Annotated in this window: 13 protein-coding genes; all 13 read right to left on the reverse strand. The window is 59.4% G+C overall.

Annotation, left to right across the window (positions count from 1 at the left end; all coding sequences use genetic code 11):
• Positions 1-20: 20 nt before the first annotated feature.
• Entirely contained in the window at positions 21-1,973 is a 1,953-nt protein-coding gene (locus tag ASB58_RS16010; protein WP_118131609.1) for an acetoacetate--CoA ligase, read from the reverse strand.
• Positions 1,970-2,878 (reverse strand): hydroxymethylglutaryl-CoA lyase, encoded by a 909-nt coding sequence (locus ASB58_RS16015; protein WP_118131610.1) that lies wholly within the window; start codon positions 2,876-2,878, stop codon positions 1,970-1,972. Before ASB58_RS16015 ends, ASB58_RS16010 begins: the two co-directional genes overlap by 4 nt.
• A complete protein-coding gene (locus tag ASB58_RS16020) occupies positions 2,875-4,812 on the reverse strand; it encodes an acetyl/propionyl/methylcrotonyl-CoA carboxylase subunit alpha (RefSeq protein ID WP_118131611.1) in 1,938 nt (645 codons plus the stop codon). The genes ASB58_RS16015 and ASB58_RS16020 overlap by 4 nt, the downstream gene beginning before the upstream one ends.
• Entirely contained in the window at positions 4,805-5,605 is an 801-nt protein-coding gene (locus tag ASB58_RS16025; protein WP_118131612.1) for a gamma-carboxygeranoyl-CoA hydratase, read from the reverse strand. The genes ASB58_RS16020 and ASB58_RS16025 overlap by 8 nt, the downstream gene beginning before the upstream one ends.
• Positions 5,606-5,806: 201 nt before the next feature.
• Positions 5,807-7,414 carry a carboxyl transferase domain-containing protein gene (locus tag ASB58_RS16030; RefSeq protein WP_118131613.1) on the reverse strand — a complete coding sequence of 536 codons (1,608 nt, stop codon included), beginning with the start codon at positions 7,412-7,414 and terminating at the stop codon, positions 5,807-5,809.
• 186 nt (positions 7,415-7,600) lie between these two features.
• A complete protein-coding gene (locus ASB58_RS16035; RefSeq protein ID WP_118131614.1) occupies positions 7,601-8,764 on the reverse strand; it encodes an isovaleryl-CoA dehydrogenase in 1,164 nt (387 codons plus the stop codon).
• A 69-nt stretch (positions 8,765-8,833) separates the two neighbouring features.
• Positions 8,834-9,274: an acetyltransferase gene (locus ASB58_RS16040; RefSeq protein ID WP_118131615.1), complete on the reverse strand. Its 441-nt coding sequence runs from the start codon at positions 9,272-9,274 to the stop codon at positions 8,834-8,836.
• A gap of 31 nt (positions 9,275-9,305) precedes the next feature.
• Positions 9,306-9,683, reverse strand: a complete 378-nt coding sequence (locus ASB58_RS16045; protein WP_088277659.1) for a MerR family transcriptional regulator — start codon at positions 9,681-9,683, stop codon at positions 9,306-9,308.
• 372 nt (positions 9,684-10,055) lie between these two features.
• Positions 10,056-11,531: an ATP-dependent nuclease gene (locus tag ASB58_RS16050; RefSeq protein ID WP_202974649.1), complete on the reverse strand. Its 1,476-nt coding sequence runs from the start codon at positions 11,529-11,531 to the stop codon at positions 10,056-10,058.
• A gap of 142 nt (positions 11,532-11,673) precedes the next feature.
• Positions 11,674-12,057 carry a hypothetical protein gene (locus tag ASB58_RS16055; protein ID WP_147336847.1) on the reverse strand — a complete coding sequence of 128 codons (384 nt, stop codon included), beginning with the start codon at positions 12,055-12,057 and terminating at the stop codon, positions 11,674-11,676.
• Positions 12,058-12,172: 115 nt separating this feature from the next.
• Positions 12,173-12,790 carry a DUF4272 domain-containing protein gene (locus ASB58_RS16060; protein ID WP_181977959.1) on the reverse strand — a complete coding sequence of 206 codons (618 nt, stop codon included), beginning with the start codon at positions 12,788-12,790 and terminating at the stop codon, positions 12,173-12,175.
• A gap of 110 nt (positions 12,791-12,900) precedes the next feature.
• Positions 12,901-13,248, reverse strand: coding sequence for a hypothetical protein (locus ASB58_RS19950; protein ID WP_147336848.1), 348 nt, complete (start codon positions 13,246-13,248; stop codon positions 12,901-12,903).
• 93 nt (positions 13,249-13,341) lie between these two features.
• Entirely contained in the window at positions 13,342-13,926 is a 585-nt protein-coding gene (locus ASB58_RS16065) for a hypothetical protein (protein ID WP_118131619.1), read from the reverse strand.
• Positions 13,927-14,641 lie beyond the last annotated feature (715 nt).

The following is a 14,641-nucleotide window of genomic DNA, read 5'->3' on the forward strand; positions in this document are numbered from 1 at the left end:
CAGAAACCCGGCCTGCCCGGCTACTGCAACCCGGGCAAATCGCGAAACAGATCCAGCGCCTCGGGGTTGGCCAGCGCGTCGGTGTTCTTCACCGGCAGACCGTGCACCACATTGCGTACCGCCAGTTCGACGATCTTGCCGCTGCGGGTGCGGGGGATATCGCTGACGGCGATGATCTTCGCCGGCACGTGGCGCGGGGTAGCGTTGGCGCGAATCACCTGGCGGATCTCGGCTTCCAGTGCCGCATCCAGCGTCACGCCGTCGCGCAGGCGCACAAACAGCACCACGCGCACATCGCCCTGCCACTGCTGGCCGATGGAGAGCGACTCCAGCACCGCTTCGACCTTCTCCACCTGCCGGTAGATTTCCGCGGTGCCGATGCGCACCCCGCCGGGGTTGAGCACCGCATCCGAGCGGCCGTGAATGATCAGCCCGCCGTGCGGGGTCTCTTCGGCGTAATCGCCATGTGCCCAGACGCCGGGGAAGCGCTCGAAGTAGGCGGCGCGGAAACGGCTGCCGTCCTCATCCTTCCAGAAGCCCAGCGGCATGGACGGGAAAGGTTTGCTGCAGACCAATTCGCCCTTGCCTTCACTCAGCCGCTGACCTTCGTCGTCCCACACCTCGACCGCCATGCCGAGGCCCTTGCACTGCAGTTCGCCACGCCAGACCGGCGCGGTCGGGTTGCCGAGGGCGAAGCAGGAGACGATGTCGGTGCCGCCGGAGATCGACGACAGGCAAAGGTCCGGTTTGAAGCAGCGGTAGACGTAGTCAAAACCCTCGTGCGCCAGCGGTGAACCGGTCGACAGCACCGCCTTCAACCGACTCAGCTGGTGGCTGCGATTCGGCTCGACCCCAGCCTTCTCCAGCGCGGCCAGATACTTGGCGCTGGTGCCGAAAATACTGATGTTCTCGGCGTCGATCAGGTCGATCAGTCGCTCGGCAGAGGGCTCGAACGGTGAGCCGTCGTAGAGCACCAGCGTTGCGCCCAGCGCCAGCCCGGAAACCAGCCAGTTCCACATCATCCAGCCGCAGGTGGTGAAGTAGAACAGCACGTCCTCGCTGCCCAGATCGGTGTGCAGGCCGTGTTCCTTGAGGTGCTGCAGCAGGGTGCCACCGGCACCGTGAACGATGCACTTGGGCACCCCGGTGGTGCCGCTGGAATACAGAATGTAGAGCGGCTGGGCAAAGGGCAGGGCGGTGAACGCCGGGCTGCCGGCCGGCTGGCTGACGTCGTCCCAGTGGGCGGTCGAGACCACCGAGGCAAACTCCGCCAGACACGGCTCCACGCCACCGTAGGGCACCATGATCAGCTGCTGCAGGCCGCCCAGTTGCGGCAGGATTTCCGCCAGCTTGCTGCTCATGTCCAGCTGCTTGCCGGCGTAGCGATAACCGCTGCAGGCGATCAGCACCCGCGGCTCGATCTGGCCGAAGCGGTCGACCACGCCCTGCGCGCCGAAGTCAGGCGAGCAGGAGGACCAGACCGCACCGATGCTCGCCGCCGCCAGCATGCCGACCACCGTTTGCCAGGTATTGGGCATCAGCGCCGCAACGCGGTCACCCGGCTGCACACCGAGCTTCAGCAGGTGCTGCTGCAACCCGGCCACCCGCGCGGCCAGCTCGGCGTAGCTGAGCTGTTCACGCTGACCGTCTTCGCTGAGCGCAATCAGCGCCGGGTGGTCGTCGCGCCGGCGCAGCAGGTGGGCGGCAAAATTCAGCTCGGCACCGGCAAACCACTGCGCGCCGGGCATGGCATCCGCGTTATCCAGCACCTGCTGCGGCGGGGTGCTGAAGTCCACCGCAAAGAAATCCGCCACTGCCTGCCAGAAATCGGCAACCGCGCTGACGCTCCACGCATGCAGCGCGGGGTAGTCGGCCAACGCCAGCCCATGGCGCTGATTGATAAAGCGCCGGAAGCTATCCATCCGGCTGGACGCAACCCGCTCGGGCGCCGGCCGCCACAAGGGTTCGCTCATACCTGCTCCCGCGCCAGCAAGGCCCGCGCCACGCGCGAGCCGTTGACTTTGCCGAGCACGTTGCAGATGTGCTGGCCGGCCTGCACCAGCGCCGCCATATCGACGCCCGTCTCGATACCCAGCCCATTGAGCAGGTAGAGCACGTCTTCGGTGGCGACGTTACCGGTCGCGCCCTTGGCGTAGGGGCAACCGCCCAGCCCGGCGACCGAGCTGTCGAATACCGCTACGCCTTCCAGCAGGCTGGCGTGAATGTTCGCCAGCGCCTGCCCGTAAGTATCGTGAAAATGCCCGGCCAGCAGGCTGCGGTCGATATCGCGGCCAACCACCTCGATCAGCCGGCGGGTATCACCGGCTGTGCCGACGCCGATGGTGTCGCCGAGCGAGACCTCGTAGCAGCCGCTGTCGAGCAGCTCGCGGGCAATCGCGGCGACCTGCTCCGGTGCCACGTCACCGTCAATCGGGCAACCCAGCACACAGGAGATATAACCGCGCACCCGCACGCCATGCTCCCTGGCCGCGGCCATGATCGGCTCAAAGCGCTGCAGGCTCTCGGCAATCGAGCAGTTGATGTTCTTCTGCGAGAACCCCTCGCTGGCAGCGGCAAACACCGCCACTTCCTTTACTCCGGCTTCCAGCGCGCCCTCAAAGCCCTTGAGGTTCGGCGCCAGCGCCGCGTAGGTCACGCCGGGCTTTTGCTGAATTGCGGCAAACACCTCGGCAGACCCGGCCATTTGCGGCACCCACTTGGGCGAAACGAAGCTGCCGACCTCGATATAACCCAATCCGGCAGCGCTCAGGTCATCGACCAGACGCACCTTGTCGGCGACGCTGATCGGTTGTTTTTCGTTCTGCAGGCCATCACGCGGGCCGACTTCGACCAGACGCACCTGTTGCGGCATGCTCATGCCGTTGCCTCCTCAGCAAGCGGTTGCAGCGCCACAAGCACCCGGCCTTCGTCAACCAGATCACCCTCGGCGCAGTGAACGGCCGTGACCTCACCGGCCTCGGCAGCGCGAATACTGTGCTCCATTTTCATTGCCTCGACCACCACCAGCAACTCGCCAGCGGCGACCCGCTGACCCGGCTCGACCAGGACCCGCACCACACTGCCGTTCATCGGCGCGGTCAGCCCGCCGTGGCCGTGTTGCTGGGCCTCCACCTCGCTGACCGGGTCTACCAGGGTGACCCGCTGCAGTTGCCCGTCCCACTCGACAAACAGCCATTGCCCACGGCGCTGCACGGCGTGGCGACGGCCATCCACCACTAGCTGATCGCCCTGCAGGCTGACGCCCCCGGCGGGCAGGGCGCGCGCCTCGGCCTCGCCACAGCGCAGATGCAGGCGCTGCTCGCCGGCCAGCCCCAGGCGCAACCCGGAGGCACCAGCCCAAGGGCTGTGCGGATCATCAGCGCGTTTGGATGCGGGCTGAGTCAGCAACCAGGCACGGGCCGCCAGCGCCCAGAAGGCCTCGGGCAACGGCGCCGGGGCGGGCAGCAGAACGTCGGTATGACGCGCGATGAATCCGGTATCCAGCTCGGCGGCAGCAAAGGCCGGATGCGCCAGCACCCGGCGCAGGAAGGCGAGGTTGCTGTGCAGCCCGCCCAACTGCTGCTCGGCCAGCATTGCCAGCAGACGGCGACGGGCGGTTTCCCGGTCCTCGCCCCAGGCGATCAGCTTGCTCAGCATCGGGTCATAGAACGGCGAGACGCGGTCACCCTCGACCACCCCGCTGTCGACCCGCCGCCCAGCTCCCGCAGCCGGTTCGCGGTACAGCGTCAGCTCGCCGCTGGCGGGCAGAAAATCCTGTTCCGGGTCTTCGGCGTAGAGCCGCACTTCAATCGCGTGGCCGCGCAGCACAATCTGCTCCTGCGTCAGCGGCAGCGGCTGCCCTTGAGCCACGCGAAGCTGCCAGGCGACCAGATCCTGCCCGGTGATCAGCTCGGTCACCGGGTGCTCGACCTGCAGGCGGGTGTTCATCTCCATGAAGAAGAACTCGCCGCGGGCGTCGAGCAGAAACTCCACGGTCCCGGCGCCCACGTAGCCAATGGCGCGCGCCGCGGTGACCGCCGCCTCGCCCATGGCGCGGCGCAGCTCGGGCGATAGACCCGGTGCCGGGGCTTCTTCCACCACCTTCTGGTGACGGCGCTGGATCGAACAGTCGCGCTCGGCCAGATACACCGCGTTGCCGTGCTGATCGGCAAACACCTGAATCTCGACGTGGCGCGGCTGCAGCACGTATTTCTCGACCAGCATGCGCGCATCGCCAAAGGCCGCCTGCGCTTCACGCTGGGCGGACGACAGCGCCTCGCTCAGCTCCGCTTCCGATTGGACCACCTTCATGCCCTTGCCGCCGCCGCCAGCCGCTGCCTTGAGCAGCACCGGATAGCCGATCTTGGCGGCCTCGGCACGGAAGGTCTCCAGCGCCTGATCGGCGCCGTGATACCCGGGCACCAGCGGCACCCCGGCGGTTTCCATCAGCGCCTTGGCCGCCGACTTGCTGCCCATGGCGTCAATCGCGCTGGCCGGTGGGCCGACAAAGATCAACCCGGCGGCGGCCACCGCGCGGGCAAAGTCGGCGTTCTCGGAGAGAAAGCCGTAACCCGGGTGAATCGCATTGGCGCCGGAGGCTTTGGCCGCGGCGATGATCGCCTCGACCTTGAGGTAACTGTCGCTCGGGCGGGCGCCACCGAGGTTGACCGCCTGATCGGCGCTGCGCACGTGCAGGGCGTCGCGGTCGGTATCGCTGTGCACCGCCACGGTAGCGATACCCAGCTCGCGCGCGGTGCGCATGATGCGGCAGGCAATTTCGCCGCGGTTGGCAATCAGCAGGGACTCAATCATGGCTCGCGCACCAGTCGGGTTGGCGTTTTTCCAGGAAGGCCGACAGGCCCTCCTGACCTTCGGGGCTGATCCGCACCCGGGCAATCGCTGCCTCGGTGTAGCGGCGCAGCGGCGTGCTCATGGCACCCAGCCCAACCTCCTGCAGCAGCGCCTTGGTGGCCATCATCGCCTGCGGGCCGTTCTGCAGCAGGTTGGCGACCCACTGATCGAGCGCCGCCTCCAGCCCGACCGCCGGATAACACTCGGCCAGCAGCCCCAGCTCGCGGGCCCGCAGCCCGTCAAAGCGTTCGGCGGTCAGCGCGTAGCGACGGGTGGCGCGGGCACCGATGGCCTGGGTGACGTAGGGGCTGATCACCGCCGGCAGCAGACCGATGCGCACCTCCGACAGACTGAACAGCGCGTCCTCCGCACCAATCGCCATATCGCAGCAACTGATCAACCCGAGTGCGCCACCAAAGGCCGCGCCCTGTACCACCGCCAGCGTCGGCACCTTGAGCTGCGCCAGCGAGGCCATCAGCTGGGCCAGCTCGCGGGCGTCGTCCAGATTGGCGTTGTAATCCAGCGCCGCGCAATCGCGCATCCAGGCCAGATCGGCACCGGCAGAGAAGTGCTTGCCACGCCCCCGCAGCAGCATAAAGCGCACCGCCGGGTTAGCCGCTACCGCATCCAGGGCGTCCAGCAGCTCGCGGATCATCTGCGCGTTGAAGGCGTTGTTCTTGCTTGCGCGAGCAAGCCAGAGCGTCGCCACACCGTCTGCGCGGAATTCAATTTCTATAGTCTGGTACTGGCTCATTCGATTCTTCTCGATTGGTGGCTGGCGGCGCTCTTGCTCGCGCAGCTGCAAGCTACAAGCTACAAGCGGCAAGCTGTCCGTGCAGCCCACAGGCCTATTTCCTAACCCAAGCCAACGCCGGGCTTTCTAAAACGCACAAGCCAGAAGCGGACTCGGTCAGCTTGCGGCTTGCGGCTTGCAGCTTGCCGCTGATGTGCGCCGCTACATCCGAAACACCCCAAACCGCGTTGCCTCAATCGGTGCGTTGAGGGCCGCCGATATCGCCAACCCCAGCACATCCCTCGTCTGCGCCGGGTCGATCACGCCGTCATCCCACAGGCGGGCGCTGGCGTAGTAGGGGTGGCCCTGGCGTTCGTACTGATCGAGGATCGGCCGGCGCAGGGCTTCGGCCTGCTCGGCGCTGAACTGCTCGCCATTGCGCTCGGCCTGCTCCTGCTTGACCTGCACCAGCACGCCCGCGGCCTGTTCGGCGCCCATCACCGAGATGCGCGCATTCGGCCACATCCACAGAAAGCGCGGATCGTAGGCGCGGCCACACATGCCGTAGTTTCCGGCGCCAAAGCTGCCGCCGATAATCACCGTGAACTTGGGCACCCGGGCGCAGGCCACCGCGGTAACCAGCTTGGCGCCGTGCTTGGCGATGCCGCCTTCCTCGTACTTCTTGCCGACCATAAAGCCGGTGATGTTCTGCAGGAAAAGCAGCGGAATGCCGCGCTGGCAGGCCAGCTCGATAAAGTGCGCGCCCTTCTGCGCGGCCTCGGAAAACAGGATGCCGTTGTTGGCCAGAATCGCCACCGGATAGCCGTGCAGATGCGCAAAACCGCAGACCAGCGTGGTGCCGAACAGCGCCTTGAATTCATCGAAGGCGCTGTCGTCGACCAGCCGCGCAATCACCTCGCGCACGTCGAACGGCTGCTTGCTGTCAGCCGGAATCACCCCGTACAACTCGTCCACCGGATAGCGCGGCGGCAGCACCGGGCGGCAGTTCAGCTCACCCTGCTTATGCCAGTTCAGATTGGCAATGCAGCGACGGGCGAGGGCCAGGGCGTGTTCGTCGTTCTCGGCGTAATGGTCGGCCACGCCCGAGGTGCGGCAATGCACATCCGCGCCGCCCAGCGCCTCGGCGCTGACCACCTCACCCGTCGCCGCCTTCACCAGCGGCGGCCCGGCGAGGAAGATGGTCGCCTGTTCGCGCACCATGATGGTCTCGTCGGCCATCGCCGGCACATAGGCGCCACCCGCGGTGCAGGAGCCCATCACCACAGCAATCTGCGGAATGCCCGCCGCGCTCATATTGGCTTGATTGAAGAAGATCCGCCCGAAGTGCTCACGGTCCGGGAACACCTCGTCCTGGCGTGGCAGGTTGGCGCCGCCCGAATCAACCAGATAGACGCACGGCAGACGGTTCTCGCGGGCGATAGTCTGCGCCCGCAGGTGCTTCTTCACGCTCAGCGGATAGTAGGAACCACCCTTCACCGTGGCGTCATTGGCGATGATCATGCACTCAACGCCCTCGATCCGGCCGATACCGGCAATCACCCCGGCCGCCGGCACCGACTCGCCATAGACCTCATGGGCGGCCAGCTGGCCGATCTCCAGAAAGGCCGAACCCGGATCGAGCAGCGCATCCACGCGCTGACGCGGCAACAGCTTGCCCCGCGCCAGATGCCGCGCATTCGCCGCCTCGCCACCGCCCTCGGCAATGGCGGCAAGCAGGGCTTGCAGCTCGCTGACCAGGGAGCGCATGGCCGTTGCGTTGGCCGCGTATTCCGGTGAGCTGGGGGTAATTTGGGTTTGCAGGACGCTCATCGCTTTTGCTCCCCGGCCAGCTGCAAGCCGCAAGCCGCAAGCTGCAAGCCAACCCTAGCCGCTCCACCATTTTTGCCAGACAGGACTTCGCCACCCACGTTAACTAGGTGCACCCAACCCCAAGGCATCTCAGTGCTGCTTGCCGCTTGCCGCTTACAGGGGGCGGCCATCCGTCTTGCCGCTGCCTCACCGCGTCTCATTAAACAACTCCCGTCCAATCAACATCCGCCGAATCTCACTGGTGCCGGCACCAATCTCGTACAGCTTGGCGTCGCGCAGCAGGCGGCCGGTGGGGTAGTCGTTGATGTAGCCGTTGCCGCCGAGAATCTGGATCGCGTCCAGCGCCATCTGCGTTGCGCGCTCGGCGGTGTAGAGAATCACCCCGGCGGCGTCCTTGCGGGTGGTTTCGCCACGGTCGCAGGCCTGCGCCACGGCATACAGATAGGCGCGACTGGCGTTGAGCTGGGTATACATGTCGGCGACCTTGCCCTGGATCAGCTGGAACTCACCGATGCTCTGGCCGAACTGCTGACGGTCGTGGATATAGGGCACCACCACGTCCATGCAGCTCTGCATGATCCCGGTCGGGCCACCGGAAAGCACCACGCGCTCATAATCCAGCCCGCTCATCAGCACCTTCACGCCGCCGTTGACCTGACCAAGGATGTTCTCCACCGGCACCTCGACGTTGTCGAACACCAGCTCGCAGGTGTTCGAGCCGCGCATGCCCAGCTTGTCCAGTTTGGGACTGCGGGAGAAGCCGGCCCAATCGCGCTCGACGATAAAGGCGGTGATGCCGTGCGGCCCTTTTTCCGGCTCGGTCTTGGCGTAAATAACGTAAACGTGCGCGTCTGGGCCGTTAGTGATCCACATCTTGCTGCCATTGAGCACGAAGTGGTCACCACGGCGCTCCGCCCGCAACTTCATGCTGACCACATCGGAACCGGCGTTCGGCTCACTCATCGCCAGCGCCCCGATATGCTCGCCGCTGATCAGCTTGGGCAGGTATTTTGCCTTCTGCTCCGGCGTGCCGTTGCGGTTGATCTGATTCACACAGAGGTTGGAATGCGCCCCGTAGGACAAGCCCACCGACGCCGACCCGCGGCTGATCTCCTCCATCGCCACCACATGCGCCAGATACCCCAGCCCAGAGCCGCCGTACTCCTCAGGCACGGTAATGCCCAGCAGCCCCATGTCACCAAAGCGCCGCCACATGTCCTGCGGAAACTGATTCTCCCGGTCGATCTCCGCCGCGCGGGGCGCCAGCTCGGCATCAACCAGATTGCGGGTCTGCTCGCGCAGCATGTCGATGGTCTCGCCAAGACCGAAGTTCAGCGATGGGTAATGCATGGGGTCACCTGTGTTTATTGTTGTTGGTGCATCAGTGTTGTTTTTCAGGGCAGGCCAGGCCCGTGATGGTCAGCGCCCAGCCAGCTCCATATGCAGTAGCGGATAGGGCTTGCCCTGCCCATCGACCGGTGAGCGGCTGACCACCGCAAAGCCAACGTGCTCATAGAAGCCCAACGCCTGCACGTTCTGTTCGTTCACATCCACCTTGGTGGCGCCCTGATGTTCAATCGCGTACGTGGTCAAACGCGCGCCCACGCCCTGCCCACGGGCTTCGGGGGCGATAAACAGCATCTCGATATTGCCGTCGCTGACTCCACAAAAGCCCAGCAACTCGCCATCGCTGCCCTTGGCGACACGCAGATCCACCGCAGCAAAATACTGCTCCAGAATCAGCGGCTTCAGCTCCAGCAGATCAGCCTCGGCTAAAAAGTCATGGGTGGCGCGCACCGACGCCTCCCAGATGGTCAGGAGTTGCGGATACTGCGATTGATCGACGGTTTCTATATGCATGATTCACTCAAAAAGGGGGGTACGGTTGGCGTTAATTCGTTTGCTCCAGCGCCGTTCGACAGCGCTCCTCCGCGGTATCCAGCTCGATCTGCATCTGCTCGATATCCAGCAACTGCTGCGCCAGCTGCGCACGGCGCTGGGTGATCTTGTCCAGAAAGGTCTCCAGCTGCTTGCGGTTACCGTGGCCCGGGTCGTACAGCTCAATCAGCTCCCGACACTCCGCCAGTGAAAACCCAATGCGCTTGCCGCGCAGAATCAGCTTCAAAATCACCTTGTCCCGAGGGCTATAAACCCGCTCCTGCCCACGACGCTCGGGGCTGAGCATGTTCTGCTCCTCATAAAAACGAATCGCCCGCGTGGTGATATCCAGCTCACGGGCGAGGTCGGAAATGCTGTAGGTCTGGGTCATGGAGCGCCAGCTTGGGTTGCTTTACGTTAACGTAAAGGTAAGCTGGTAGACGCTGGTGCGTCAAGCTGCAAGCTGCAAGCTGCAAGCTGCAAGCTGCAAGTGATCAGCTTTATCTGCGGGCGAGAGAGTCAATATCTGGATTGCAACGAATACTGCCCCACTCACATCTACAAATAGAGGAGGACGAGACAGCCGCGATGTCGGACGCGGCGCTCAAGGGAAAAGTGACAAAAGGCTCAGTGCCAATCACCGAGTATGCGGTTTTTCGTGACCACCGAACGGGGCCGACATCAAGTAAGTTTGGAAACTGCGTAACGTCGCAAATCAGCCGCGCGCGCCTTTGGCGCGTCGGCTGGATTTGCTTTGTTATGTTCATCTTGCATTGAAAATAGGACCGAGCAAGGCGCGTAAATCTCCAATAGCATTCCCATATTTATGCTTAGTGTATATTTTATATAGAGCTCGACGAATCTGTATTTCATCGATTCCGGTGGTTAGACTTATGCTTTCAACCACATTGGCAATCTTTTTCTTGGCCAGATCGCGTGGGTTTTGACTTTGAAGGGCTTGATAATCCGCAGTCTGAATGATTCGCTCTATGTTGATGGCGTGACCAGGAAAGCTATTTCGTATTTCTTGCCTAACATGTTGCCCCTCAATCATACCGACAAGCCCGACCTCCGGTGTGCACGGTAAGTAATTCAATATCTGTCCAGATCTGTTAAAAAGATCTAAAAGCCGATGATCGTTGCGCCGTTGAGCAGACCTAAGCGATTCAGTCTTAACGTCCTCATCTAAGAAAGCAAACCTACGGACGTAGCTGGGAAATATCTGTGACGAACCGTTTACAAACTCCAAGACCTGAACGAAGCCACCAACTGGTGCAATTTTGCAGAGAGGCTGATAGTTAATGTCGGGATTAGCTATTGCTAAATACTCTTGAATCATCTGTTCAAGTAGTAACCTTGCCTGCTTGTCTTCAACGAAAAACACGAAATCGGCGCCCAATTCATCATCAAAAGCAATCTCGCCGAGTATCTGCGCAGGATAGGGGTTCCTAATTGCCTCAATCGTATTTCGGCCTTTGTTTACTAGGTGAATGAGGTTTCGCCTTCCTGCTGATTTTACAATTGATGCGGAGTGAGTAGAAAAAATGACTGTAGTGTTCTTGTCCCGACTTACGGAGCGCAATTTTTCGAGCAATCTAACCTGTGCCTGAGGATGTAAGGCCATTTCGATTTCATCAATCAGAACTAGGCCGTCATTTGGAATCTCCGATATGCGTTTGGCAAGCCTAAGGATACAAAGCTCACCAAGGCTGAAGCTTTTTTCAGAATAGTATTTATATGCGCGCTCCCGCCCGGGGCGATAAGGAATCAAGAATGCTTCGTTCCCTCTACCTCTACGGGTGTTTACGAACTTTAAATTATTCCATTTATCGTCCGCTAAGACAGCGACTAAAAAATCCTTTATATCGTCACTCGCGTCTCTTAGCCGGTTGGGTGCTATTTCATCGGAAAAAGGTTCAATTCGTTCAGAATTGGCTTCGAGGTAAGACACTGTAGAAAATGGAAAATCTTCCAATACTAAGGAATTGGCTCTGGGGCGTGCCCTCCACCTCTGGCCGCCGTATCTATACGTTACCGATCTGCCATTGATCTCATAGGTTATTGATGCGTTGTCATATAGGTCAACCCTATCAGCTAAAGGACTTGTTCGGAAAAATTTCTGAAAACCATAGGAATTCCTAATACGATAAAGAGTCGCCAATACAGTAGACTTACCAGTCCCGTTTAGTCCGGTAAGAATCCAAACGCCGCCTGATGGGATCTCAAAATCGAGACTCACTATCCCTTTCACATTCTCGAATGTTATTCTCATGATTTTCTAAACATAACGCCAATATTGAGCGGCGGCCTTTGCGTAGCGAAGCGGAGAAAAGGCCGTCCGGTGGAGGCCCGTCAGGGCCGGAACGTACTGGAATGACTGGTTAGGCCAAGACGTTTGCACTGGCACTCTCCGCCTGGACTGCCAGAATTGCACCAGACATAAAATCAATTGCTGTAAGCCAGTGAGGCTCAGCCTTTTGATTAGGCTCAACCATAATGACACCTTCCGCCCAATCCTCGTCTACCCAATACCCAAAGGAGTTGATGCAGTCATCTTCGGTAAAAGGCATTTCGGTATCTCGGGGCAAAAAGCGAAATTCGCTAACCCCCTTGAACTCGATGGTTAATGCCTCGGGCGTATCGGAACCTACCCAATCTCCGTTAGATCGTTGCCAGCGTAATATCAGCAAACGCTCTCCCACGGAGTAATCTAAGCCCTTGAAGTCAAAATTGTTATGCAGATCAAGCTCGTGACTTTCCTGCACGAGGCAGATCCCGTCTACTATTTCGAAGTTTCGATTCATAAGGGCCTAACGCCCGCAGCACGGGCAAAGTTGAAGCGCAGCGGAAACTTTGTCCCCGTGCCTGCGATTGTTAGGGCTAGGTATCCATTGGCACTTCATCCCAGTTCTCCTCAACACCATAAGCCCAATCAATCGCTTTCCGTCGCTCGGAGATGATGCTTTCACTCAGATCGCATTCTCGCCCAGTAAGTCGGCAGTTTCTCGCATACCAGTGCATTCTATAAAGCAGGTCTGATTGCGCTTGAATTTCGGTAATCGGTCGCAGCTTGGCACCCTTAATGAATTCACTCGGATCTATTTTGAATGGAATCTTTTGGGCCAAATTGTCATCACAATGGTGAAAGTGGTCGAGTTCAACAAGGCCAATGCACCATGCCAGGGCCTGGACGCATTCCGTTTGCCAAGACATATCTACTTTATCTTGGTCGCCAATAACCTCTTCGCAAAGTAGTCTTTTTTCACGTTCGCTTACGAAGGACATTAGGTCGTACTTTTGAAGTTGCTCCAGAAGCTCGCTGCCTTTTGCACCGAAACCGAGACCAATGACATAAGCAAGAGCACTGAGCCTTCCAGCTACGTCTTTCGCGCTTCTTGGCGTGACCTCATTCATCCCCTCAATCGTCGGAAGATGCGCAGGCACTTCCATACCAACCGAAGCAAGGTAGTCTGTGGTTCTGGATTTAAGTTCTTCCATACTCATCTCTCGGAGAGCCCTAACGATTAAGCTAACGGGCGGCCAAAAGCGCAGCTTTTGGACATCCAGCGAACGAAGTGAGCGACAGTTGAGCGCGTTGTTAGACGCTCCTAGAAGCAGAAGCCGTTGCTTTGATTTATTTTCCACTCCCTGCCTTCTTGATCCCTTACGCTTGTTGAAAAGGCTGGGACGCTACCTAGGGCGCTCGAAGGGAGTTCAAGGATGGTTGCCTGATCGTTACTCCAGAACACAACGGCATAGGTAGAAAATGCTCTAAAGCGAGTGTAGTTACCAGTGGCAGAGCTTAAGTCTGAGCCGCTCATGATTTTTGCTTCAACTGAATAGCTGGGGGACCACCCATACTCTTTCTTATATTTCAGGCACACCGGCTCTTGGGATGAGGCATGCACTGCTTCAGACAGCAGAAAGCCTAAGGCGATTAGCAGGAGTTTGTGCATGGTTTCTCCTCGTGTGTCTAACGTTTGGTTAAGGGCCGGCTTTAGCCGGTCCCGAGTGAGCGAAGCGAACGACTTGAACCACTTGTTATGCGCTTACTCTGACCTATTTCTAATATTGTTTTTGTTGGCAACATCATTGTTCCATTCAGTAATTCTTGCTTGGCATTCCTCCTCAAAATCACTTAGTGCATGCCGAGCTTCATGGATTTTTTTAAAAATCATTTCCAGTGACTCTGCCGAGAACCGGCAAAGTTCGTGATCTAGGCCGTTTGCGCCAAGCTTATATTTTATTTGAGTGTAGCCATCGTTATTGGTTTGCTCCCAGTTGGCGTGCACTACTTTATTTCTTAGGTCGCCGCACTCTTTTAGGAGGGGTATTAAGGTTTTATAGATTGGAATTTCCCAGTTGAATGCCCTTAGGAAGTCCTCGGTAAATTTCTTATAAAGGTCAACTTTTGTTGAGTACATCATGGAGTGAAGAACTAGAAGCCCTTTTTGGTCCGAGCGATCAGAGAATGTCTCGCAAAGAAGGCTGTCTAAAGATGATTCCAAACCGTTAAATGCAACGACTATCTCACCTATCCAAGGTATGAGGCCTTCAATATATTCATAAGCATCATCAGTGTCCCCTAGGTTTTCCAGCATGTATTGCCCGACGGGTACTTTTTTAATTTTCATATGGATGCGGTATTAGGTCCTGATGTGCATAACGCCCGGCTTTGGGGCGGACTTGTAGCCGCGCAGCGGCGGAAAGGCCGTCCCAGCCCGCAGGGGCGACAACAGCCGCTTGTTAAATGCCCAACCACGCTACGACCAATAGTGAGGTGCCAGGAAGAGCCACAATAACTGGCATCCAATAATTATAGAAACGACCCTCGGGCATAGCATCCTGCCATACGAAGGACACACATGCGGCAAACCATGCTAATGGGGTGGCAATGATCAAAGCCAATAAAACAGCGCCTAGACTAAGAGCTGCCAGAAAAGCTCCTCCGTCCCCCATTCCAGGAGCTAGCGAGGCAAGGTTTGAAGCAACAAATACTGCCGCGCCCGCTAAGACGAACACTGCCAACAGAAGGCTGATTCTATATATCACTACCACCGAACTCTCCACAGCTGGGCATTTAACAGTGATTAGATCGCACTAACTTTAATACGCGGCATAACGCCGGATGAGGCGATCTAATATTTTCTTATATTTCAATGGATTAGCGACCATCGCGCACGAGTGCTGAACGTTAAACCGCACGAGGCTTAACGCTCCACTGATCGACGGCAGTGGCTTGCACGCAGGTGAGGGTGCTGTCGGGTATTCGAGGTGAAATGAGTCGGGTCTATGTAGCATCCATGCCTCCTGACGGGGCCGCGAGAAGTGCGGTGATTTGATAGTGCG

It is taken from the genome of Pseudomonas abyssi, from assembly GCF_003444685.1.
Classification (GTDB): domain Bacteria; phylum Pseudomonadota; class Gammaproteobacteria; order Pseudomonadales; family Pseudomonadaceae; genus Halopseudomonas; species Halopseudomonas abyssi.

Coding starts and splice junctions, on each gene's coding strand:
- ASB58_RS16010 (WP_118131609.1), bottom strand. CDS start 1,973: ATGAGCGAACCCTTGTGGCGGCCGGCGCCCGAGCGGGTTGCGTCCAGC.
- ASB58_RS16015 (WP_118131610.1), bottom strand. CDS start 2,878: ATGAGCATGCCGCAACAGGTGCGTCTGGTCGAAGTCGGCCCGCGTGAT.
- ASB58_RS16020 (WP_118131611.1), bottom strand. CDS start 4,812: ATGATTGAGTCCCTGCTGATTGCCAACCGCGGCGAAATTGCCTGCCGC.
- ASB58_RS16025 (WP_118131612.1), bottom strand. CDS start 5,605: ATGAGCCAGTACCAGACTATAGAAATTGAATTCCGCGCAGACGGTGTG.
- ASB58_RS16030 (WP_118131613.1), bottom strand. CDS start 7,414: ATGAGCGTCCTGCAAACCCAAATTACCCCCAGCTCACCGGAATACGCG.
- ASB58_RS16035 (WP_118131614.1), bottom strand. CDS start 8,764: ATGCATTACCCATCGCTGAACTTCGGTCTTGGCGAGACCATCGACATG.
- ASB58_RS16040 (WP_118131615.1), bottom strand. CDS start 9,274: ATGCATATAGAAACCGTCGATCAATCGCAGTATCCGCAACTCCTGACC.
- ASB58_RS16045 (WP_088277659.1), bottom strand. CDS start 9,683: ATGACCCAGACCTACAGCATTTCCGACCTCGCCCGTGAGCTGGATATC.
- ASB58_RS16060 (WP_181977959.1), bottom strand. CDS start 12,790: ATGGAAGAACTTAAATCCAGAACCACAGACTACCTTGCTTCGGTTGGT.
- ASB58_RS19950 (WP_147336848.1), bottom strand. CDS start 13,248: ATGCACAAACTCCTGCTAATCGCCTTAGGCTTTCTGCTGTCTGAAGCA.
- ASB58_RS16065 (WP_118131619.1), bottom strand. CDS start 13,926: ATGAAAATTAAAAAAGTACCCGTCGGGCAATACATGCTGGAAAACCTA.